At 53.8% G+C, this 22,587-nt stretch carries 21 protein-coding genes; 14 read left to right on the forward strand and 7 right to left on the reverse strand.

The genetic code is table 11. From position 1 onward, the window contains the following. Positions 1-89 precede the first annotated feature (89 nt). From FDW97_RS00460 to FDW97_RS00470, 3 genes are read left to right on the forward strand one after another with little or no spacing between them, the layout of a single operon-like run. A complete protein-coding gene (locus FDW97_RS00460; protein WP_137350478.1) occupies positions 90-815 on the forward strand; it encodes a gluconate 2-dehydrogenase subunit 3 family protein in 726 nt (241 codons plus the stop codon). Between the two features lie 2 nt (positions 816-817). Beyond that, positions 818-2,593 carry a GMC family oxidoreductase gene (locus FDW97_RS00465; protein WP_137350479.1) on the forward strand — a complete coding sequence of 592 codons (1,776 nt, stop codon included), beginning with the start codon at positions 818-820 and terminating at the stop codon, positions 2,591-2,593. A gap of 13 nt (positions 2,594-2,606) precedes the next feature. Further along, a complete protein-coding gene (locus tag FDW97_RS00470; RefSeq protein WP_137350480.1) occupies positions 2,607-3,884 on the forward strand; it encodes a cytochrome c in 1,278 nt (425 codons plus the stop codon). A gap of 122 nt (positions 3,885-4,006) precedes the next feature. On the opposite strand, the gene cbpM is transcribed toward FDW97_RS00470, so the two are convergent. The 3 genes from cbpM to dsbA form a co-directional block, all read right to left on the reverse strand. Continuing rightward, positions 4,007-4,300, reverse strand: a complete 294-nt coding sequence (cbpM, locus tag FDW97_RS00475; RefSeq protein WP_085048560.1) for a chaperone modulator CbpM — start codon at positions 4,298-4,300, stop codon at positions 4,007-4,009. After that, positions 4,300-5,220, reverse strand: a complete 921-nt coding sequence (gene cbpA, locus FDW97_RS00480; protein ID WP_137350481.1) for a curved DNA-binding protein — start codon at positions 5,218-5,220, stop codon at positions 4,300-4,302. Before cbpA ends, cbpM begins: the two co-directional genes overlap by 1 nt. A 206-nt stretch (positions 5,221-5,426) precedes the next feature. Continuing rightward, on the reverse strand, positions 5,427-6,050 hold the full coding sequence (dsbA, locus tag FDW97_RS00485; RefSeq protein ID WP_110498837.1) for a thiol:disulfide interchange protein DsbA: 624 nt from the start codon (positions 6,048-6,050) through the stop codon (positions 5,427-5,429). 420 nt (positions 6,051-6,470) lie between these two features. Here dsbA and FDW97_RS00490 point away from each other — a divergent pair, with 420 nt between their 5' ends. The 7 genes from FDW97_RS00490 to agp all read left to right on the forward strand — a co-directional run bounded on the left by FDW97_RS00490 (position 6,471) and on the right by agp (position 12,875). Next, on the forward strand, positions 6,471-6,833 hold the full coding sequence (locus tag FDW97_RS00490) for a hypothetical protein (RefSeq protein ID WP_038639515.1): 363 nt from the start codon (positions 6,471-6,473) through the stop codon (positions 6,831-6,833). A gap of 48 nt (positions 6,834-6,881) precedes the next feature. After that, complete coding sequence (locus FDW97_RS00495; RefSeq protein ID WP_137350482.1) at positions 6,882-8,762, forward strand: protein-disulfide reductase DsbD; 1,881 nt, start codon at positions 6,882-6,884, stop codon at positions 8,760-8,762. Then, positions 8,759-9,382, forward strand: a complete 624-nt coding sequence (locus FDW97_RS00500; RefSeq protein WP_069323285.1) for a DsbA family protein — start codon at positions 8,759-8,761, stop codon at positions 9,380-9,382. Before FDW97_RS00495 ends, FDW97_RS00500 begins: the two co-directional genes overlap by 4 nt. Then, positions 9,372-9,878 carry a protein disulfide oxidoreductase gene (locus tag FDW97_RS00505; RefSeq protein ID WP_085048556.1) on the forward strand — a complete coding sequence of 169 codons (507 nt, stop codon included), beginning with the start codon at positions 9,372-9,374 and terminating at the stop codon, positions 9,876-9,878. The genes FDW97_RS00500 and FDW97_RS00505 overlap by 11 nt, the downstream gene beginning before the upstream one ends. 136 nt (positions 9,879-10,014) lie before the next feature. Continuing rightward, entirely contained in the window at positions 10,015-10,770 is a 756-nt protein-coding gene (locus FDW97_RS00510) for a sulfite exporter TauE/SafE family protein (protein WP_087857509.1), read from the forward strand. 68 nt (positions 10,771-10,838) lie between these two features. Further along, positions 10,839-11,546 (forward strand): helix-turn-helix transcriptional regulator, encoded by a 708-nt coding sequence (locus FDW97_RS00515; protein ID WP_137347915.1) that lies wholly within the window; start codon positions 10,839-10,841, stop codon positions 11,544-11,546. Positions 11,547-11,633: 87 nt separating this feature from the next. Beyond that, a complete protein-coding gene (gene agp, locus FDW97_RS00520) occupies positions 11,634-12,875 on the forward strand; it encodes a bifunctional glucose-1-phosphatase/inositol phosphatase (protein ID WP_038639533.1) in 1,242 nt (413 codons plus the stop codon). Positions 12,876-12,913: 38 nt separating this feature from the next. On the opposite strand, the gene FDW97_RS00525 is transcribed toward agp, so the two are convergent. Beyond that, complete coding sequence (locus FDW97_RS00525) at positions 12,914-13,141, reverse strand: YccJ family protein (protein WP_038639537.1); 228 nt, start codon at positions 13,139-13,141, stop codon at positions 12,914-12,916. Between the two features lie 20 nt (positions 13,142-13,161). Further along, positions 13,162-13,758, reverse strand: coding sequence for an NAD(P)H:quinone oxidoreductase (gene wrbA / locus FDW97_RS00530; protein WP_003036019.1), 597 nt, complete (start codon positions 13,756-13,758; stop codon positions 13,162-13,164). Positions 13,759-14,144: 386 nt separating this feature from the next. Between wrbA and FDW97_RS00535 the strand changes: the two genes are divergently transcribed. From FDW97_RS00535 to rutR, 3 genes are all read left to right on the forward strand, one after another. Next, positions 14,145-14,318, forward strand: a complete 174-nt coding sequence (locus FDW97_RS00535) for a general stress protein (protein ID WP_003036022.1) — start codon at positions 14,145-14,147, stop codon at positions 14,316-14,318. 162 nt (positions 14,319-14,480) lie between these two features. After that, positions 14,481-15,395, forward strand: a complete 915-nt coding sequence (locus tag FDW97_RS00540) for a DMT family transporter (protein ID WP_069323288.1) — start codon at positions 14,481-14,483, stop codon at positions 15,393-15,395. A 58-nt stretch (positions 15,396-15,453) separates the two neighbouring features. Further along, positions 15,454-16,092 carry an HTH-type transcriptional regulator RutR gene (rutR, locus tag FDW97_RS00545; RefSeq protein ID WP_137350483.1) on the forward strand — a complete coding sequence of 213 codons (639 nt, stop codon included), beginning with the start codon at positions 15,454-15,456 and terminating at the stop codon, positions 16,090-16,092. On the opposite strand, the gene FDW97_RS00550 is transcribed toward rutR, so the two are convergent. Both FDW97_RS00550 and putA read right to left on the reverse strand, forming a co-directional pair. Next, complete coding sequence (locus FDW97_RS00550) at positions 16,089-16,484, reverse strand: lysozyme inhibitor LprI family protein (protein WP_137350484.1); 396 nt, start codon at positions 16,482-16,484, stop codon at positions 16,089-16,091. The genes rutR and FDW97_RS00550 overlap by 4 nt on opposite strands. A 58-nt stretch (positions 16,485-16,542) precedes the next feature. After that, positions 16,543-20,505, reverse strand: a complete 3,963-nt coding sequence (putA, locus tag FDW97_RS00555; RefSeq protein WP_085048550.1) for a trifunctional transcriptional regulator/proline dehydrogenase/L-glutamate gamma-semialdehyde dehydrogenase — start codon at positions 20,503-20,505, stop codon at positions 16,543-16,545. 421 nt (positions 20,506-20,926) lie between these two features. On the opposite strand from putA, the gene putP reads away from it, so the two are divergent. Continuing rightward, positions 20,927-22,435, forward strand: a complete 1,509-nt coding sequence (putP, locus tag FDW97_RS00560; RefSeq protein ID WP_038639556.1) for a sodium/proline symporter PutP — start codon at positions 20,927-20,929, stop codon at positions 22,433-22,435. Positions 22,436-22,587 lie beyond the last annotated feature (152 nt).

Below are 22,587 nucleotides of genomic sequence, written 5' to 3' on the forward strand. Positions count from 1 at the left end.
TTTTACTTTAATTGATAAACATGGGAATTATTAGCCAGATAACTGTTGATTGATTTGACTTATTAATAAAGCAAATACAGGAATGTTTTATGAGCAATAACGAAAATGAGGGCGTTCCCTCGAGGCGGCGTTTTTTACAGCAAACGTTGGCAATTATCCCTCTGACTGCCATGGGCGGCAGTCTGGTTACCCTGAGCACCTCCGCAGCATCCGCATCTTCTGAAGGCGTATCAGCCCAGTATGTTCCGCGTTTTTTTAATAACGATGAGTGGATGTTTGTCCTGGCGGCGGTCGATCGACTGATCCCCGCAGATGAGTACGGCCCCGGGGCGGTGAGCGAGGGCGTACCGGTATTTATTGATAAACAGATGGAGTTGCCTTATGGCTACGGGCATCTGTGGTATATGCAGGGGCCCTTTGCTGACGCCGTTCCGGAGCTTGGCTATCAGTCTCATTTGGTTCCTCGCGAAACCTGGCGCCGTGGCATAAAGGCCGTGAATCAGTGGTGCCTGGAGAAGCAGCAGAAACACTTTGCCGAACTGACCCATCCCCAGCAGGAAGAGGTTCTGCGCCAACTGGAAAGCGGAACGCTGACTTTTGAAAACGTGCCGGGGAAAATCTTCTTCACTCAGATGCTGGAAAACACCAAAGAGGGATACCTGGCCGATCCGCTGCACGGAGGCAATAAGACAATGGCATCGTGGAAACTGATCGGATTCCCGGGGGCGCGTGCTGACTATCAGCAGGTGATGGATAACCCTGGTAAGCCGTATCCACTGGGACCGGTAAGCATTTCAGGGAAGAGGAGCGTATAACCATGACAATTAAAAAAGAACCTGTAGATGTGGTTATCGTGGGCTTTGGCTGGACCGGTTCGCTAATGGCGATGGAACTCGCGGAGAGCGGGCTGAAGATTCTGGCGCTTGAGCGCGGTGAAGCGCGCGACACATATCCTGATTTTGCCTATCCGCGTATCGCGGATGAACTTACCTACGGTATACGGCTGAAGCTGTTCCAGAATGCGTCGAAAGAGACGGTAACCGTGCGCCATACGCAGTCAGATATCGCCTTACCGTATCGTCGATTTGGTTCCTTCCTGCCGGGAGACGGTGTTGGCGGCGCTGGCGTGCACTGGAACGGGATGCTCTGGCGCCCGCTGGAAGCCGATCTCAAGATGCGCAGTACGGTCATCGAAAAATATGGCGCAGATTTTATTCCGGCAGATATGACGGTGCAGGACTATCCGTTTACGTATCAGGAGATGGAGCCATTCTTCGATAAGTACGAGAAAATTTGCGGTACCGCCGGACAGGCGGGCAATGTGCAAGGCCAGATTATGGAAGGTGGTAACCCCTTCGAGGCTGAACGGCGGAACCCCTATCCGACGAAAGCGCTGAAACAACAATACTCTGGAATACTGTTCAGCAAGGCGGCTAAAGAGCTGGGGTACCACCCGTTTCCGGTTCCGGCTGCCAACTGTAGCGAACCGTTTACCAACCCTTATGGCGTCCAGCTCGGCGTGTGTAACTACTGTGGATTTTGCGAACGTTTTGGCTGCTTTAACTACTCTAAAGCCTCTCCGCAATCCTGCGTGTTGCCTGCGCTGAAGCAATATAACAACTTCGAGCTGCGTACTGAATCTCAGGTATTGCGGGTTAACACCGACTCGACGGGGAAGAAGGCGACAGGGGTCACCTATATTGACGCCAATGGACAAGAGGTGGAGCAACCGGCCAGCCTGGTTGTGTTGAGCGCTTTCCAATTGCACAACGTGCGGCTACTGCTGCTATCGAAAATCGGTAAGCCTTATGATCCGGTAACCGGAGAAGGCGTGGTCGGGCGCAATTATGCCTACCAGATGAATGGCGGCATCTCATTGTTTTTTAATGAGGATCATGATTTTAATCCGTTTGCCGCGACCGGGACTACCGGAATGTTTATAGATGATTTTAATGCTGAGAACTTTGATCACAGCAAACTGGGATTTGTCGGTGGCGCGACAATTTCCGCCACCATCACAGGTGGACGCCCAATCCAGCAGATGTCTACGCCAAAAGATGCGCCGAAGTGGGGCAGCGGCTGGAAGAAAGCCATTAAAGAGAGCTACCTGCACACGATGAACGTAGGGTCATCCGGTTCGGTGATGCCCTACAAACAGTGCTATCTGGATCTCGATCCAACCTATAAAGATCTGCATGGGCAGCCGCTGTTGCGTATGACCTTCGACTGGCAGCCGAATGAGCTGAAAATGACGCATTTTATCGGTACGAAAGCGGAACAGATCGTTAAGAAAATCAACCCTCCACATTATGAAATGGGCTTCAAAAAGATGGATGCGCATTATGACGTGCGTCCCTATCAGTCGACCCATACCACCGGCGGCGCACTCATGGGTGATAACCCTAAAACGAGCGTGGTGAATAAATACATGCAGAGCTGGGATGTGCCCAACGTCTTTGTCCTGGGGGCCTGTTGCTTCCCGCAAAACCTGGCCTATAACCCGACGGGGATCGTTGGCGCGACGGCGCTGTTTGCCGCGCATGCGATTCGTACACAGTATCTGGCAAACCCAGGTCCGTTGGTTCAGGCATAAGGGAGGGATTAACATGACGATTCAATGGAAAGCGTTGCTCCCGGTACTGCCGCTGGCTTTACTGGCCTCCGCCGTTCAGGCCGGAACCACCAGCCAGAGTTTTAGCCAGGGAGAACAGCTGGCGGCGGCTGGCGATTGCGTCGCCTGTCATACCGCTGCGGGCGGCAAGGCTTACGCTGGCGGCCTTAAAATGAGTACGCCAATCGGAGCGGTCTACTCAACCAATATTACGCCGGATAAAGAGACCGGCATCGGTAACTATCGCTACGAAGATTTTGTCAAAGCGGTACGTGAAGGGGTGGCGAAGGATGGGCGCAATCTCTATCCCGCTATGCCGTATACCTCCTATGCCAAAATTACCGATCGGGACATGCATATCCTGTATGACTTTTTTATGCAGCAGGTGCCCGCGGTAAAACAGCAGAATCGCGATAGCGATATTCCCTGGCCGCTAAGTATGCGCTGGCCGTTGTCCATCTGGAATGGAATATTTCATGATGATGCGGTCTTTATGCCGGATGGTGCTCAGAGCGCGCAGTGGAATCGTGGCGCTTATCTGGTGCAGGGGCTGGCGCACTGCGGAACCTGTCATACGCCGCGCGGGATCGGTTTTCAGGAAAAAGCACTGGATCAGAATGGGGCTGCTTATCTGACCGGCGGTACGCTGGAGGGCTGGCATGCACCAGATCTCACCGGAAACGTGAAAAGCGGGCTGGGTCGCTGGTCGGCGCAGGAAATTACCGAATTCCTGAAGACCGGTCGCACCGATAACAGCGCGGCATTTGGTTCCATGACTGACGTAGTGGCGCACAGTACTCAGCATCTGAGCGATGACGATCTTGCCGCGGTGGCCGTGTATCTGAAGTCGCTGAAATCTTCCGATCCGCAGGCCGTGGCGCCAAAAGCCGATACTGAAACGTCACTGGCGCTGATTAAGGGCGACATGAGTAAACCCGGCGCGCAGGAATATATGGATAACTGTTCGGCCTGTCACCGTATTGATGGTCAGGGATATGCGAAAACCTTCCCGGCGCTGGCGCATAACTCCGCGGTGCTGAGCGACGATCCGTCATCGTTAATCAGCGTGGTGCTGCGGGGAGGGCAAATGGCGGTCACGCAGGATGCGCCCACCGGGCTAACCATGCCGGATTTCGCCTGGCGTCTGGATGACAAACAGGTGGCCTCACTGCTGACCTTTGTGCGCAGCAGTTGGGGTAACAACGCGCCAGCGGTAACGGCAGACGACGTGAAGAAATTGCGTAAGGATCTGCAAGAAACAAAACAGCAGTAACAGATGGCGGTTCCTGGTGCAATCAGGAACCGCCATGCATTCTGGGTCAACGTCTACTATCCGATGTGGTTTGTGACCTGCGGCGATAGCTATTTCAGGCAGTCCCGGTCAACCGGGTCTTATCATGAATACGCGATAAAGCGAGACAGGCGTTGGCGCAACACACGGTTTTCCTGACGCAACTGCGCGTTCTCTTCTAACAATGTCAGCGCAACGGCGATTCCCGGCCAGTCAAGCTCCAGCTCCTGGCGCAGGCGCATTGCGCGTCGCATTACGGTCAGGGCATGATCGTCAAAGGTCTCGTCTTCATGGGGTTCAATCACCCCTAAGCCGACAATCTCATGCAGTTCCTCTTCTGATACACCGGTGTACAGACAAAATTCGGTAATGCTAAAGGTGACAGTGACGTTAGCCATTATGCTTTCCCCCACTCTTTGCGCGGATCAAAGGTCTTTTGTGCATCTGCCAGCTGTTGCCACAGGGTGGCTGTGTTGTCGTCAGGTTTCGGCGGCATCACGATTTTGATCACCGCGTACAAATCGCCGGTATGTTTTTTACTCACCAGACCTTTGCCTTTAATGCGTAACCGCTGCCCGGCCTGACTGCCCGCAGGGATGGTTAACAGGATGCTTTCTTTCAGCGTAGGTACGGTCACTTTCGCGCCCAAAGCAGCTTCCCACGGTGCTACGGGAACGACAACTTCCAGATCCTGATTGACGATATCAAACAGTGGGTGCGGTGCGATATGAATCACCAACCACAAATCACCATTCGGCCCTCCGTTTTCACCAGGGGTACCCTGGCCTTTCAAACGGATACGCTGACCGTTGCCCACGCCTGCCGGGATTTTCACGTTGAGCGTTTTGGGAATTTCCCGTTCAACCATGCCGAAGGCATTGTAAACCGGCAGGTTGTAACTGATAGTGCGGCTGTGCTCAGTGAGCGTTTCTTCAAGGAATACGGCAACTTCAATTTCAATATCGTGTCCGCGGCTGGCATGGCGCTGTCGCGTGTGGTGTGCATGCTGACCAAAAATGGAGGAGAAAATATCGTCGAAATCTTCGGCGCTGTAGTTTTGATTCTCTCCTTGCTGGAATTGACGGTTGAACTGAGGGTCGTTGCGGTGCTGCCACAACTGGTCGTACTCGGTGCGTCGCTGTTCATCACTCAGTACTTCCCAGGCTTCAGCGACCTCTTTGAACCGGGCCTCTGCGTCAGGCTCTTTGCTGACATCAGGATGGTATTTACGGGCGAGTCGACGATAGGCGGTCTTGATTGTCTTGAGATCGTCTGTCGGTTTCACGCCCATAATGGCGTAATAATCCTTTAATTCCATAGCGTTCTCTCGTGTAAATCAACACTTGCAGAAGGTGAACCCTGACAAAAGGTGTCACCGCTAAGTTTAGGGTAATCCTGATAACGGCGAATGCCAACCGGGAAGAAAGGATATCGGTATAAACGATGCTGGCGTCGCACCACCAACAGCGCGTTGCAAGGTGGTGGCGTCTGTTGTGTGGTGCGAATAGTCGGATTAGCGAAATATCAGGATTTGGTCATCAGGAAGCGGACCGTGTCTGCATAGTTCTGTACGAAAGAATTAAGGTCATCTGATTTCAGTCCCTTCGGATTGATCATATATTTACCGTTAATAAAAATGGCAGGTACACCTTTTAAATCCACAGCTTTAGCCATTTCCTGTTGTTTGGCGGTGAGTGATTTCACGGCAAAGCTATTCCACGCAGCATCATAATCGCTGGCGCTGACGCCGGCGTTGATAAATACGTTACGAATATCGTCTGCTGTCTTAATCGTTTGTTTTTTCTGCACGGCATCAAAAAGCAATGGTTTCACTTTGTCCTCCACGTTCAGGAGGATGGCGACGGACCAGGCATGCGTCATGTCTTGCCCCAAAGGGCCTAAAAAATCGACGTGATACTCGGTGAGTTTGACATCAGCAGGCAGAACTTTTTTCACGTTATCAGTCACTTTAAACACTTCATCATATTGATAGCATGAAGGGCAGTAAAACGAGAAAAACTTCAGCGCCGCCGGTGCTGTAGCGACGGGTTTTTCCAGTGAAATAAATTCTTTGCCGTCGGTAAATGTTGCCGCCTGAGCGCTAACTGTGAAAAGTAATCCAATCAGGGGTAATAAATATTTTTTCATTTCCATATACTCTAAATAACATTTATTAAACATGTTGTTCTTGAAATGAACGGGTGTCCATTACGTTACGCTATAATACGATACTCACATTGAAAATGTGCTGAACCTTACTTTCATTTACGCATCAATACATGGCAGTACATTCGAAGTGTCTTTTTTCTGCTGGTGTTAAATATTATCGGGTACCCTTTATAAATAATGAATAATAACTGGCGTAACATTTTAAGGGGGTATTTAATCCGCAATGTTATATTGTAATAAGTAATGCTGAAAATATGATGAATAATCATTTCACATATAGTGTTTTTATTGCGCGAGGGCGTGTATGACCTTCAAATAACAGGACATAACTTTACAGCGCAAAGGTTGCTAAAACCTGGCGAGTGGTTAAGATAACCCGCATCAATCAGTGAGGGTAGAATGGCGAAACGTCAACGGCTGGGATGGTGGTTCCTCTGTCTGGCATGTGTTGTGGTGATGGTTTGCACCGCGCAACGCATGGCGGGCCTGCACGCGTTGCAGATGAACACCGTTGCCACCAGCGTTGTCACAAGCGAACAAGCGCAACCTGATGAGGCTGCCCCGGTTACCCCTTGTGAACTGAGCGCGAAGTCGTTACTGGCTGCGCCGCCGGTACTGTTTGAGGGCATTATTCTGGCGCTGTGTCTGCTGCTGTCGCTACTGGCGCCAGTGCGGGCGTTTCGTTTACCTTTTTTCCCACCGCGAGCCATCTCGCCGCCCACTCTCAGGGTACATCTCCGATTTTGCGTCTTCCGTGAATGACAGAACAGCCGTTGCTGACTGTTAGATAATTATTCACGGAGAAAAACTATGATGACTGTTTTCAGGCAGGCGCTGCTCTGTCTGTTATTACTCTGGCTGCCCGTATCCTGGGCGGCTGACCCCGGCTGGCTACGTTCACCCGATAACGATCACGCCAGCGTGCGATTACGCGCCGATACCTCAGCCGCCGGTGAAACCCGTCTGCTGCTGGATGTTAAACTGGAAGATGGCTGGAAAACCTACTGGCGTTCGCCGGGGGAGGGGGGCGTTGCGCCGTCTATCGCCTGGAAGGGCGAAATGCCGACGGTCGACTGGTTCTGGCCAACCCCTGCGCGTTTTGAGGTCGCCAATATCACCACCCAGGGGTATCACGATCGGGTGACGTTCCCGATGATGGTGCGCGGCAGATCGCCCGCCACGCTTAGCGGCGTGTTGACACTATCCACCTGTAGCAACGTTTGCCTGTTGACGGATTTTTCTTTTTCCGTGACGCCCACCGCCGAGGATCCGACTTTTGCGCATGACTATGCTCAGGCGATGGGGCAGATCCCGCTCGCCAGTGGCCTGACTGATTCTCTTCATGCCGGGGCGCGCGCTGGAGAACTGGTCGTTGAGGCGCAGCGCGCCGGAGGCTGGACTGCGCCTGGGCTGTATCTGGATACCGTAGATGATGCGGATTTTGGTATGCCGCAAATCCAGGTTGACGGGGAAACGCTACGCGCCACGGTACCTGTCCATGATGGCTGGGGGGAAGGCGCGCCGGATCTGCGCGGTAAGTCGGTCACGCTGGTTTTGGCTGATAATGGCGTGGCGCAGGAAAGCCGTCTTGCTATTGGCGAAGCGCCAGCCATCGATAACGCTTCGCTTCCGCTGTGGCAGGTGGCGCTAATGGCGTTACTGGGCGGGTTGATTCTCAACCTGATGCCCTGCGTGTTACCGGTGCTGGGTATGAAGCTGGGTTCGATTTTACTGGTTGAGGAAAAAAGCCGCCGCCAGATTCGCCGTCAATTCCTCGCATCGGTAGCCGGAATACTGGTCTCCTTTATGGCGCTGGCGCTATTGATGACGGTACTGCGGTTAACCAATCAGGCGCTTGGCTGGGGGATCCAGTTCCAGAATCCGTGGTTCATCGGTGTCATGGTACTGGTGATGCTGACGTTCAGCGCCAGCCTGTTCGGGTGGTTTGAGTTCCGCTTGCCTTCAGCGATGACCACCACGCTGGCGACTCATGGCGGCAACGGCCTGGCGGGACATTTCTGGCAAGGCGCATTTGCGACCCTGCTCGCCACGCCATGCAGCGCCCCGTTTCTGGGCACGGCGGTGGCGGTGGCGCTGACGGCCTCATTGCCGACGCTGTGGGGACTGTTTATCGCGCTAGGTCTGGGGATGAGCCTGCCGTGGCTGCTGGTGGCCCTGCGTCCCGGTCTGGCGCTGCGCCTGCCGCGACCGGGGCGCTGGATGAATATCCTGCGGCGTCTGCTCGGCGTGATGATGCTGGGTTCGGCTATCTGGCTGGCGACATTGCTGCTCCCGCATTTAGGGCTGGCAGGGCAAAGTAGCGCTAAAGAGAGCGTGAACTGGCAGCCACTTAGCGAGCAGGCGATTGAAGAGGCGCTGGCGCAACACAAGCGTGTGTTTATTGACGTCACGGCGGACTGGTGTATTACCTGTAAGGTAAATAAATACAACGTCTTGCATAAAGATGACGTCCAGGCCGCGCTGCAGCAGCCGGATGTTGTGGCGCTGCGCGGCGACTGGACGCTCCCTTCTGAAGCCATCACCGAATTTTTGAAAAAACGCGGCCAGGTTGCTGTGCCGTATAACCAAATTTATGGCCCCGGTCTGCCGGAAGGTCAGGCGTTGCCAACGTTGTTAACCCGCGATGCGGTACTGCAAATGTTGAATGATGCTAAAGGAGTCACCCCATGAAGATGATGATTGTTCTGTTGTTAAGCCTGTTTTCCGCCGTCAGCGTGGCGAAAGAGCCTGCGCCATTTACCCCGGAGCAGGAAAAACAAATCGAAGCGCTTATTCAGGAAGCCCTGTTTAACGATCCCAACAGCCCACGAATTGGTGCAAAGCAGGCGAAACTGACGCTGATAAACTTTACCGATTACAACTGTCCATACTGCAAACAGCTCGATCCGATGCTGGAGAAAATTGTGCAGAAATACCCTGACGTGGCGGTGGTCATTAAACCGCTGCCATTTAAAGGGAAAAGTTCGGAACTGGCGGCGCGGACCGTGCTGACCACCTGGCATCAGCATCCGCAACAGTTTCTGGCGCTGCATGAAAAGCTGATGCAGAAGAAGGGCTATCATACTGACGTGAGTATCAAGCAGGCCCAGGAAAAAGCGGGTGCCACTCCGGTGACGCTGGACGCGCAAAGCGCTGAAACCCTGAGTACGAATCTGCAACTGGCGCGACTGGTCGGGGTGCAAGGTACTCCTGCAACGATTATTGGCGATGAACTCATTCCGGGCGCAGTACCATGGGAAACGCTTGAGGACGTCGTAAAAGAAAAACTGGCGGCAGCCAATGGTCAGTAAACTGCGCCGCTGGCTGCGCGAAGGGCTGATCTTACTGGCGTTGTTGGCCGGTGTGATGTTGCTGATGGATGCCTGGCGTGCCCCGCAGCTCCCTGCCTCTTTTGACAGCACACCTTTACAAACGCTGGATGGTGAAACCGTCACGCTGGCGGCGCTGAGTCAACACGAGCCAGTATTGCTCTATTTCTGGGCCAGCTGGTGCGGCGTGTGTCGCTTCACGACGCCGGAAGTCGCCAGGCTGCGTTCGCAAGGGGAAAACGTGATGACCATTGCGCTACGCTCCGGTAATGAAGCTGAGGTATCCCGCTGGCTGTCGCGAAAAGGCGTGGACTTTCCGGTCATCAATGATGCAAACGGGGCAATTTCCCGCAGTTGGGCAATCAGCGTCACGCCCACGCTGGTGGTAATGTCGCAAGGCCGGGTGGTGTCTACAACCAGCGGCTGGACCAGCTACTGGGGCATGAAGCTTCGGTTGTGGTGGGCGAAAACGTTCTGATATTCGTGCCGGGGAAACCCGGCATTTTTTTATGCTGCCGCCGCTAAAACGGGAGGACATATTTCGTTGTCTGGCGAAGCAAGCAGAGTGATTGATGTTCAGAATGAGTCACCTTCTCTTTGCAGGAAAGTGCAATATGACGAGTTCTGTAGCGTTTGGACCTTCTCTGGTAATGATGATTGCCGCCACATTTGTCCTCGCCGGCATGGTGAAAGGGGTCACCGGTATGGGGTTACCCACCGTGGCGATGGGGATCCTCGGATCGCTTATTTCGCCGGTTGCCGCGGCGGCAATGCTGCTCTTACCCTCGCTTATAAGTAATTTGTTCCAGTTTGGCGGCGGTGGTAATACACGCAGATTACTCAAACGGCTGTGGCCTATGCTGTTGACGGTAGTGGTAGCGACCCTGCTTGCCAGCGCCTGGATTACCGGCGGCGACACGGCCCGTACCCAGTTTGCGCTCGGCGTAGCGCTGGTGGCTTACGCCATCTGGACGTTGGCGGGTAAGACGATCGCGGTGGCCGCGCACCGTGAAAAACCATACTCCCTTGTTGTTGGATTCGTTACCGGCTTGCTGACCGGCGGAACCGGCGTATTTGTGATGCCTGCGGTGCCCTGGATCCAATCCCTGGGTTTTGAGAAAGATGAACTGGTGCAGGCGCTGGGGATCTCTTTCACATTTTCAACGCTGGCGCTGGCGCTCGGACTGTGGTGGCACAATGCGCTGCCCGCACAGTCGCTGAGCTTATCGGCGTTGGCCATTGTGCCTGCGCTGATTGGTCAGTGGATGGGGACTCGTGTGCGACGGGTTATATCTCCGCTGGTGTTTAAACGCTGTTTTCTGTTGTGTTTGCTTGGACTGGGTGTAGAGATGATGGTGCGTGCGGCGTGACCCTTCGGTGACTTTAGCGCGTTTTCATGGCATCGTTAATTCAGATATTTAGCGCCAACGAGGTCACTATGGCATCCGTGATGTTAAAGGAAGAAGAGGGCGAGCTGGAGTCGCGCATGGCGCTCACTGCGGCAGTCATGGCCGATAAATCGCGCTCGCGTATGCTGTGTGCGCTGATGGATGGCCGCGCCTGGACCGCGACCGAACTTAGCGCCGTAGCGGATGTATCCGCTTCGACCGCCAGCGCGCATCTGGCGCGTTTGTGCGAACAACATTTTGTGGTGGCGCTCGCTCAGGGAAGGCATCGTTATTTTCGCCTCGCAAGCGCGGAGATTGCTGAACTGCTGGAACGACTGATGGGGGTGGCGTGGGCGACATCTCCCCCTCGAAAAATCACCACGCCCCTAAGTTTGCGGCATGCCCGCACCTGCTACGACCATCTCGCCGGAGAAGTGGCGGTGAGACTGTTTGACACGTTCGTTTCCCGTCAGTGGTTAACGCCGGATGGTGAAACGCTAACTGAACTCGGGCAGGAAAAACTGACGGAAATGGGGATCGTCCTCTTTACCGGCTCGTCACGGCGGAAATTAGCCTGCGGTTGTCTGGACTGGAGTGAGCGACGTTACCATCCTGGCGGCGTGCTTGGCGCAACGCTGTTACGTTGGTTTACCGAACAAAAGTGGATTAAAACGCAGACCGGTAGTCGCCATGTCACCTTTACCCCACCAGGGATCCGTAAACTCAATAGCGAGTTCGGTATTAAAACAACACGGTAGATGCCCTGTTTTGCGAAAGCGTTCCCGGAAAAATGTCCTGTTTCTGTCACACTCTGTTGTGATTGATAACAACAAGAGGTCGTAGGGATGAATAAATCGTTAATCGCCGCAGCCGTGGCAGGGGCTGTATTAGTGTCAGGCGCCGCGTACGCGCAGACCGCGCCGGAAGGCTACCAGCTTCAGCAAGTATTGATGATGAGTCGGCATAACTTACGTGCACCTTTAGCCAATAACGGCAGCGTTCTTGAGCAGTCCACACCTAAACAATGGCCGGAATGGGATGTTCCTGGCGGGCAACTCACCACCAAAGGCGGCGTGCTGGAAGTCTATATGGGTCACTACATGCGTGAGTGGCTGGCAGAGCAAGGGATGGTAAAAACGGGCGAATGTCCGGCTCCGGACACGGTCTATACCTATGCGAATAGCCTACAGCGTACGGTTGCTACGGCGCAGTTCTTTGTCACCGGCGCATTCCCGGGGTGCGATGTTCCAGTTCATCATCAGGAAAAAATGGGCACTATGGATCCCACCTTTAACCCGGTGATCACCGATGATTCTGCCGCCTTCAGCCAGCAGGCTGTCCAGGCGATGGAAAAAGAGCGCAGCAAAATGCAGCTCAGCGACAGCTATCAATTGCTTGAGCAAATGACAGACTACAAAGACTCGCCATCCTGCAAAGAAAAACAGCAGTGTTCCCTGACCGACGCCAAAGATACGTTCAGCGCCAAATACCAGCAGGAGCCGGGGGTGTCAGGACCATTAAAGGTGGGGAACTCGCTGGTCGATGCTTTCACGCTGCAATATTACGAAGGATTCCCGATGGACCAGGTCGCCTGGGGGGAAATTAAGTCCGATCAACAGTGGAAGGTGCTGTCGAAGCTGAAAAATGGCTATCAGGACAGCCTGTTCACCTCGCCGGAAGTGGCGCAGAACGTCGCCAAACCGCTGGTGAAATATATTGATAATGCGCTGGTCACCGAACGCATGAAAGCACCGAAAATAACCGTGCTGGTGGGGCATGACTCAAACATTGCTTCGCTGCTCACCGCGCTGGATTTCAAACCGTATCAGCTTCACGACCAGAACGAGCGTACGCCGATCGGCGGGAAGATTGTCTTCCAGCGCTGGCATGACAGCAAGGCGAATCGTGATCTGATGAAAATCGAATATGTCTATCAAAGCTCGCAGCAGTTGCGTAATGCGGATGTCCTGACGCTGAAATCCCCGGCGCAGCGTGTGACGCTGGAGCTGAAAGGGTGTCCGGTAGATGCGAACGGCTTCTGCCCAATCGATAAGTTCGATAGCGTGTTGAATGAGGCGGCGAAGTAAAAGAAAAACTCCCCCGTGCGAGCGGGGGAGTCAGAGCGCTAGACGTTTTTGCGTTCGATAGTCTGTTCACCCCAAAAGAGCGAATCTTTGTCTGTTTTCTCAAAGGCTTTGATGAGCACCTCATCGCTACCTTCTTCCCAAATTTTTTCCGCCAGTTTCTCGTCATAATGCGCGACTTCAAAAATGGCTTCGGCTATTTCCGGCGATGTATTGCGCAGACTTGCCCATTCACCGACGTGATGGGCTTTCGCTTCTTGAGTTGGCATTCGAATCCTCCTGTTGAAGATTAGCCGTTGAGTTTTACTGCCAGACCTGCGACATATTCACCCTGATAGCGGGCGATAGACAACTCTTCCTGACTTGGCTGACGGGAGCCGTCGCCTCCGGCGATAGTGGTTGCGCCGTAAGGCGTACCGCCGCGAACCTGTGAGACATCAAACAGCTCTTGCGCTGCGTAGCCGATCGGCACAATCACCATCCCATGATGGGCAAGCGTCGTCCAGGTTGAGGTAATGGTTTGTTCCTGACCGCCGCCAGTCCCCGTTGAGCTGAATACGCTGGCGAGTTTGCCGTACAGCGCGCCGGAAGCCCACAGCCCGCCAGTCTGGTCAAGGAAAGTACGCATCTGGCCGGACATATTGCCAAAGCGTGTGGGGGTACCAAAAATGATGGCGTCGTAATCAGCCAGTTCTTGCGGGGTGGCGACTGGTGCATTTTGTGTTTTACCGCCCGCCTTGAGGAAAATCTCAGGCTGCATGGTTTCCGGTACACGCTTAATGATGACTTCCGCGCCGTCTACCTTATTCGCGCCTTCTGCAACTGCATGGGCCATAGTTTCAATGTGTCCGTACATGGAATAATAAAGCACCAGAACTTTTGCCATTTTACACTACTCCTCAAGTTAACCGTGTCCGTAGCGATTCGCTACCTACCTATAAAGATATGACGTACTGTCAGGAGTGCAAATTTCACAAACACTTCTTTGATTTATAACAATTTTTATAACATCCTCTTTTGTTGCAAAATGATACATATTTAACCGCGCGATATTTGTTAGTCATAAGAAAGGCTTATTGATTTCTTCTTGTTATTATTTTGATCATGCAGCGGATCCTGTTGCAGGATATTACAGTTTGCTGGTCAACAGGCCGGTCTTCGCTAAGCTTAATTCCACGCAGTGAAAACAAGGGCCTCGCCCAGACGCTGCGTTGAGGTATCACTCCTCAGTACCTATGCAATATGATGTCTAATCAATGACGGAGGTCAGTAATGGCAAACCATCGAGGCGGTTCCGGTAACTTTGCGGAAGACCGCGAAAGAGCATCAGAAGCAGGTCGAAAAGGTGGCCAGCACAGCGGGGGCAACTTCAAGAATGACCCGCAACGCGCTTCAGAAGCAGGCAAGAAAGGGGGCAAAAATAGCCACGGCAACAATAAATCGTAATTATTGCATTGCCTGTTAGTTATGTCGTGACGGTCTCGTGTTTCATCTTAGCCGTCACGAAGCCACCGCCGCCGGGATCATCCGGCGGTTTTTTTTGTCAGCAAGGTTGAACTGTAACAAAACGCAACGCAGACTAATGACATTCTGTTAATCGGGTGTCTCATGTCTTTACTTTCTCGTTATTCCTTTTCGGTTAAACCTCAGGAGGCGATCCTCATTGTGATCACCATGTTCTGGGGTGGAACGTTTTTGGCGGTGCAATATGCCGTTACTCTGAGCGGGCCCTTTTTCTTTGTCGGTGTGCGTTTTGCTACTGCCGCGCTGGCCGTTGCGCTTCTGTCGTGGCGAACGCTGCATAAGCTGACCTGGCTGGAGTTTAAAGCTGGCGTGGCAATTGGCATTGCGATAGCGCTGGGCTATAGCCTGCAAACCTGGGGATTGCAGTTTATTCCCAGCAGTAAATCGGCGTTTATTACCGCGATGTACGTACCGCTGGTGCCGCTGTTGCAATGGCTGTGCCTGGGGCGTATGCCTGGCCTGATGCCGTGTGTCGGGATTGTACTGGCCTTTATCGGGTTGATTTTTCTTGCCGGACCGGGGGGAAATTTACTGGCGCTGGGTGAAGGTGAGTGGATCACGCTCGCGGGCGCGGTGGCGATTGCGGCAGAAATTATTCTGATTAGCGCGTGGGCGGGAAAAGTAGATGTGCGTCGGGTAACGGTGGTGCAACTGGCAACCGCTTCTGTGGCGGCGTTTATTGCCATGGCCCCGGCAGGAGAGTCTGTACCGCCGATGTCGACAGGATTGCTGGTGGTCGCGCTGGGTTTAGGCATTTTTAGCGCGATTATTCAGGTCACCATGAACTGGGCGCAGCGCAGCGTTTCGCCGACGCGGGCGACGGTCATCTACACCGGAGAGCCGGTGTGGGCGGGGATCTTTGGTCGTCTGGCGGGTGAACGCCTACCGCTACTGGCTTTGTTAGGCGCAGCATTCATTATTGTTGGCGTGCTGGTCAGCGAACTGAAGTTCAAGAAGAAAAAAGCGCAGCCGCAGGCGGCGCCTCCTGAATCGCTTTAATTTAACCATTCACCGTGTGATTTGGTATGCTGACGCCCTCACAAGAAGGAGAGGGCGCATGGTCCAACGCGCAGTGAAAAAAAACGGTAAACGCTCGCAGGCCGTCAGTGCAAAACGTCAGGCTATTTTAACCGCGGCATTAAATATCTTCTCCCAATATGGGATCCATGGTACGCGTCTGGAACAGGTAGCAGAGCAGGCGGGGGTGTCAAAAACGAATCTGCTCTATTATTACCCGTCAAAAGAGGTGCTCTATATTGCCGTTTTACGGCAAATCCTCGACATCTGGCTGGCACCGCTAAAGGCGTTTCGCGAAGACTTTGCGCCGCTGGTGGCCATTAAAGAATATATTCGCCTGAAGCTGGAAGTGTCGCGCGATTACCCGCAGGCTTCCCGGTTATTCTGCATGGAGATGCTGGCGGGCGCGCCATTGTTGATGGCTGAATTAACGGGCGATCTTAAAACGCTGATTGATGAGAAATCGGCGTTGATTGCCGGATGGGTCAGCAGTGGGAAACTGGCTCCTGTCGATCCGCACCATCTGATTTTCATGATTTGGGCTTCAACACAGCATTATGCAGACTTTGCCCCACAGGTAGAGGCGGTAACGGGCGCAACGCTGCGTGATGAAGCCTTTTTTAACCAGACCGTTGAGAGCGTACAGCGGATGATTATCGAAGGGATCCGCGTGCGTTAGCTGGCAGGCGGTAGCGGACAGCTTAAATCGCCTTCTTCACACTGTAAAAGCGAGGCGAGAAACGCTTCGCGCTCGTTGGTCTTATCCGTTAAACACTGGCTGGAAATCATCGCCTGGGCGCTTCCGCCTTCGGTACCGGAACTGATTAACGCACAGTCTGCATCGCGCAGGGTTATCCACGAAGTTTGCGCTTTTTTCAGTAAATCGCGCTGGGTCGGGGCGGCGCGCTTCAGCGCATTCTGATACGTTTCATTAAGTTTGGCGTCGGCCGCTTTATACTGCTCTGCCGCACAGGTGTTCATTTCAGCTTGATTATTCGCGTTGGCGCAGTCATCTGCCAGCGCCTGGCCGCTCAGCAGCAGCGCTGCACATGTCAGTAAAATTCGTTTCATATTTCCCTCTGACTTTATAAAAAAGGCCCCGTTACCGGAGCCTTAATTAACCACAACCTTAGCCGATTGTCATCAGGCTGGCGTTGCCTCCGGCGGCGGCGGTATTGACGCTCAGGGAGCGTTCAATATACAGCCTTTCAAGCAGGATATTGCTTTCGCCGCGGGCAAAGCCCTGAACCGACACAATCGCTCCTTCACGGGCCGCCACCGCTTCACACAGCGCGCGAAGCTGATCGGAATCGCCATGGAAAATCACGGCATCAAACGGCTGCGTGGCGATGTTGTCCGCTTTGGCAAACTGAATCCGCCCGGAGACTGCAACTGGCAGACGTTTTGCCAGTTCACGATGGAACGCATCATCCGGCCACAGGATCAAGCTTCCCACCGAAGTCACAGCGGCAACCTGCACCAGCGCATCCTGCTCGTCATCAGCGATACACAGTACGCGCTCGCGCGGTAACAGCGTCCAGGTATTGCGCTCGCCGGTTGGTCCTGGCAGCAGACGTTGCGTTCCGGCCTGCGCCAGTTCACCAAACTGCTGGCAAAGCGCACGCAGCGACGGACGATCGGCGGCCCATTCGGTGAGTGCTTCCAGCGGTTGAACAAGAGCCGCTTTGAGCTGCGCATCGACAGGATAGTCTGCATCCTGACGGGCAAGCGTAATGCCCAGCGCATTCTCCGGGCGGTTAGCCAGCAGGCGGTACAGGTACAGCGGTCCACCTGCTTTTGGTCCGGTTCCTGACAAGCCTTCGCCACCGAATGGCTGCACCCCGACGACGGCGCCAACCATATTACGGTTAACGTACAGGTTCCCCACATGTGCAGATCCCGTGACCTGAGCGATGGTTTCATCGATACGGGTGTGGACGCCCAGCGTCAGGCCGTAGCCGGAGGCATTAATTTGTTCAATCAGGCTGCCCAGATTGTTACGGGTGTAACGCACGACATGCAGTACCGGACCGAACACCTCTTTTTGTAATTCATCGAAGCTTTCCAGCTCGATAAGCGTCGGAGCGATAAAGGTACCGGTTTGCCATTCCCGCGCATCGTCACTGTTCTCACGCACGGCCTGGAATACCGGACGTCCTTTGGCGCGCATGGCCTGAATATGGCGCTCAATATTGGCTTTGGCTTCTTCATCGATAACCGGCCCAATATCGGTAGTCAGGCGACCCGGATTACCCATGCGGCATTCCGCCATCGCCCCGCGCAGCATTTTCAGCGTGTGGTCGGCAATATCATCCTGCAGACACAGGACGCGCAGCGCGGAGCAGCGCTGTCCGGCACTGTCAAAAGCAGAAGCCAACACGTCGACCACCACCTGTTCCGTTAACGCTGAGGAGTCGACGATCATCGCGTTCATGCCACCGGTTTCGGCGATAAGTGGGATTGGACGGCCCTGAGCATCAAGGCGGGTCGCAATATTGCGTTGCAACAGCGTGGCGACTTCCGTCGAGCCGGTAAACATCACGCCGCGTACACGCTCATCGGAAGTGAGCTGCGCCCCGACGGTTTCGCCCTGGCCTGGCAGCAGTTGTACCACGCCCGGCGGTACGCCCGCTTCGAGTAAAATAGCGATACCCTGGGCGGCAATCAGTGGGGTTTGTTCCGCTGGTTTTGCCAGTACGCTGTTGCCTGCGGCCAGCGCGGCGGCAATCTGTCCGCTGAAAATGGCCAGCGGGAAGTTCCACGGGCTGATACAAACTACCGGGCCTAACGGACGATGGGTTTCATTATCGAAGTCATCGCGTACCTGGCCTGCATAATAGTGCAAGAAGTCTACCGCTTCGCGCACTTCTGCAATGGCGTTGCTGAAGGTTTTACCCGCTTCGCGTACCAGAATGCCAATTAATTGCTGCATCTGGCCTTCCATCAGAACGGCAGCGCGATGCAAAATAGCGGCGCGCTCTTGTGGCGGCGTCGCAAACCAGATTGGCGCATTATTAACGGCGTTTTGTAATGCCTGTTCCACTTCGCTGTGAGTCGCTTCACGCACGTAGCCGACAATGTCTTTTGGCTCGGCCGGGTTAACGACCGGCGTCATTTCACCGTCAGCAACCGGCTGCTCGAGAATCGGTTTGGCATGCCATTTTTGCAGCGCGCTATTGAGCAGGGCAGAGGACAGCGAGGCCAGACGATGTTCGTTAGCCAAATCCAGTCCGCCTGAGTTTTCCCGGCCTTTACCGTACAGGTCGCGCGGTAGGGGAATCTTCGGATGCGGTAAACCTGTCTGGCCTTCCTGTTGCGCCAGTTTTTCCACGGCTTCGACCGGATCAGCAACCAGTTCGTCCAGCGGCAAGGTGGTGTCAGCAATGCGGTTGACGAACGAGGTGTTGGCGCCGTTTTCCAGCAGACGACGCACCAGGTACGCCAGCAGGGTTTCGTGTGTACCTACCGGTGCATAAATACGGCATGGACGGTTCAGTTTGCCATCCGCGACTTTGCCCGTGACCTGCTCGTACAGGGGTTCGCCCATACCGTGCAGGCACTGGAACTCATACTGACCAGGATAATAGTTTTGCCCCGCTAACTGATAAATCGCCGCCAGCGTGTGGGCGTTATGGGTGGCGAACTGCGGGTAGATCAGATTCGGTACGGCCAGCAGTTTTTTCGCACAGGCCAGATAGGAAACGTCGGTATACACCTTACGGGTATAAACCGGATAGCCTTCCAGGCCGTCCATTTGCGCACGTTTGATTTCGCTATCCCAGTATGCGCCCTTAACCAGACGGATCATCAGGCGGCGGCGACTGCGGGTGGCGAGATCGATCAGATAGTCGATAACAAATGGGCAGCGCTTCTGGTAGGCCTGGATAACAAAGCCGATACCGTTCCAGCCCGCCAGTTCGGGTTCGAAGCACAGTTTTTCCAACAGATCGAGGGAGATCTCCAGTCGGTCAGCCTCTTCGGCGTCGATATTAATACCGATGTCGTACTGACGGGCCAGCAGTGTTAACGATTTCAGGCGCGGATAGAGTTCATCCATCACACGGTCATATTGCGCGCGGCTATAGCGCGGGTGCAGCGCCGACAGCTTGATCGAAATGCCAGGTCCTTCATAAATGCCGCGTCCGTTAGACGCTTTACCAATGGCGTGGATCGCCTGCTGGTAAGAAACCAGATAAGCCTGAGCATCAGCGGCGGTTAGCGCCGCTTCGCCCAGCATGTCGTAGGAATAGCGGAAACCTTTTTCTTCCAGTTTACGTGCGTTAGCCAGCGCTTCGGCGATGGTTTCTCCGGTGACGAACTGTTCGCCCATCAGGCGCATCGCCATGTCGACGCCTTTACGCACTAAAGGTTCGCCGCTCTTGCCGATAATACGGTTGAGCGAGCGGGAGAGGCTGGCTTCGTTATGCGTAGAAACCAGACGACCGGTAAACAACAGTCCCCAGGTCGCCGCGTTAACGAACAGAGACGGGCTACGCCCAATGTGCGACTGCCAGTTACCGTTGCTGATTTTGTCGCGGATCAACGCATCGCGGGTTGCCTTATCGGGAATACGCAGCAGGGCTTCGGCCAGACACATCAGCGCCACGCCTTCCTGCGAAGAAAGGGAGAACTCCTGCAATAAACCTTGTACCATTCCGGCGCGACCGCTGGCGGTCTTCTGGTTACGCAGTTTGTCGGCCAGATCGTACGCCAGCTTATGCGCCTGCTCGGCGATGGGTTGCGGCAGACGTGCCTGCTCCATCAGCATCGGCACGGCGTCGGTTTCGGCGCGGCGGTACGCGGCGGTGATTGCCGCACGGGAAACGGACTGCGGCAGAATTTGTTCGGCAAATTCCAGGAAAGGCTGATGCGTTTCATTCTGCGGCGTGGTTGACTCCTCGCCCTCATTCGCCGCGCCTGCCAGCAGTGCCGGCAGTTCAGGAAGCGCATCGTCATTTTCCAGTCTTTCAAGATAATTAAAGATGGCTTGTTTAATCAGCCAATGCGGTGTGCGATCGATTCGTGATGCGGCTGTTTTAATACGCTCGCGAGTGGCGTCATCCAGCTTAACCCCCATCGTGGTGGTTCCCATGCCGTTTACTCCTGTTGTACTGAAATACGGGTCTGATAGTTACCGAGAAATATCCACTATGTTGCAACTTTGTGCAACCGTGTTAAATGTGACGTGGTTTGCAAGCTTGAAAATGAATGAAATGTTAATAAAGTTGGTGTTCGTGACAGGGCGAATAAAAATTACGGAATCTTTTTCTCTGCGGTAGTTAACACTTTTCAAAGGTGCAACCAAGAAAAGTGTGAGAGAGTGCAACCTACAGAAAAATGCTATCTACTCTGGATCAATTTTGATGTAAATGGTGTGTTAAATCGATTGTGAATGACCATCGCTTCCGGCAGGATACGGTCGCCTGGTAAACATAGATATCTTTGCCACGTTCCGGCAGGGTAATAAAACGGCAAGCCACGGCATTGCTGATACATAATTTTGGAGAGTTTTGATGGCTATTAGCACACCGATGTTAGTGACATTCTGTGTCTATATTTTCGGCATGATATTGATAGGGTTTATTGCATGGCGTTCAACCAAAAACTTTGACGATTACATTCTTGGTGGACGCAGTTTGGGTCCATTCGTGACCGCGTTATCCGCTGGCGCATCCGATATGAGTGGCTGGTTGCTGATGGGGCTGCCAGGCGCGATTTTCCTGTCGGGGATTTCAGAAAGCTGGATCGCCATCGGCCTTATTTTGGGCGCATGGATCAACTGGAAGCTGGTGGCCGGACGTTTACGCGTACACACCGAATACAATAACAATGCGCTGACGTTACCGGATTACTTTACCGGTCGCTTTGAAGATAAAAGCCGCATTCTGCGGATTATCTCCGCGCTGGTTATTCTGCTGTTTTTCACCATCTATTGTGCTTCAGGGATTGTGGCAGGGGCGCGTCTGTTTGAAAGCACCTTTGGCATGAGCTACGAAACAGCACTGTGGGCGGGGGCGGCTGCGACGATCATTTATACCTTTATCGGTGGTTTTCTGGCGGTAAGCTGGACTGATACCGTTCAGGCCAGTCTGATGATCTTTGCTCTGATCCTGACGCCGGTCATGGTCATTATCGGCGTGGGTGGATTCGATGATTCGCTGGAAGTGATTAAACAAAAGAGCATTGAGAACGTAGACATGTTCAAAGGGCTGAATTTTGTTGCCATCATTTCTCTGATGGGCTGGGGCCTGGGCTACTTTGGCCAGCCGCATATTCTGGCGCGCTTTATGGCGGCAGATTCTCACCATAGTATTGTGCATGCACGTCGTATTAGCATGACCTGGATGATCCTGTGTCTGGGCGGCGCAGTTGCCGTTGGTTTCTTCGGTATCGCTTACTTTAATAACAACCCGTCGCTGGCAGGTGCCGTTAACCAGAACGCTGAGCGTGTGTTTATTGAACTGGCGCAAATCCTGTTCAACCCGTGGATTGCCGGTATTCTGCTGTCTGCGATCCTCGCGGCGGTGATGTCGACCTTAAGTTGCCAACTGCTGGTGTGTTCCAGCGCAATCACCGAAGATTTGTACAAAGCGTTCCTGCGTAAAAATGCCAGCCAGAAAGAGCTGGTGTGGATTGGTCGTATCATGGTGCTGGTTGTGGCCCTGGTGTCCATCGCGCTGGCGGCCAACCCGGAGAACCGTGTACTGGGTCTGGTAAGCTACGCCTGGGCAGGCTTTGGCGCGGCGTTTGGTCCGGTGGTTCTGTTCTCGGTAATGTGGTCGCGCATGACCCGCAACGGCGCGCTGGCAGGGATGATCATCGGCGCGGTGACGGTAATCGTCTGGAAGCAGTTTGCCTGGCTGGGTCTGTATGAAATCATCCCTGGCTTTATTTTCGGCAGCATCGGTATTGTCGTCTTTAGTCTGTTGGGTAAAGCGCCATCAACCGCAATGCAGCAACGTTTTGCCGAGGCTGACGCGCATTATCACTCCGCGCCGCCGTCTCGTTTACAGGCAGAATAATCTACCTTTGTCCTCAGGCCCGCCGCGTGCGCAATACCGTTCGGTTAAGCATGTATGGAGAACGTTTTACCCTGAATTAGTTTCCGTTCACCTTATGTGCATTGCTTCTCTGATATCGCTATACCTGTGAACGTGCAAGGGAGGCTCACCGC

It is taken from the genome of Citrobacter sp. wls708, assembly GCF_005281255.1.
Lineage (GTDB): Bacteria > Pseudomonadota > Gammaproteobacteria > Enterobacterales > Enterobacteriaceae > Citrobacter > Citrobacter werkmanii.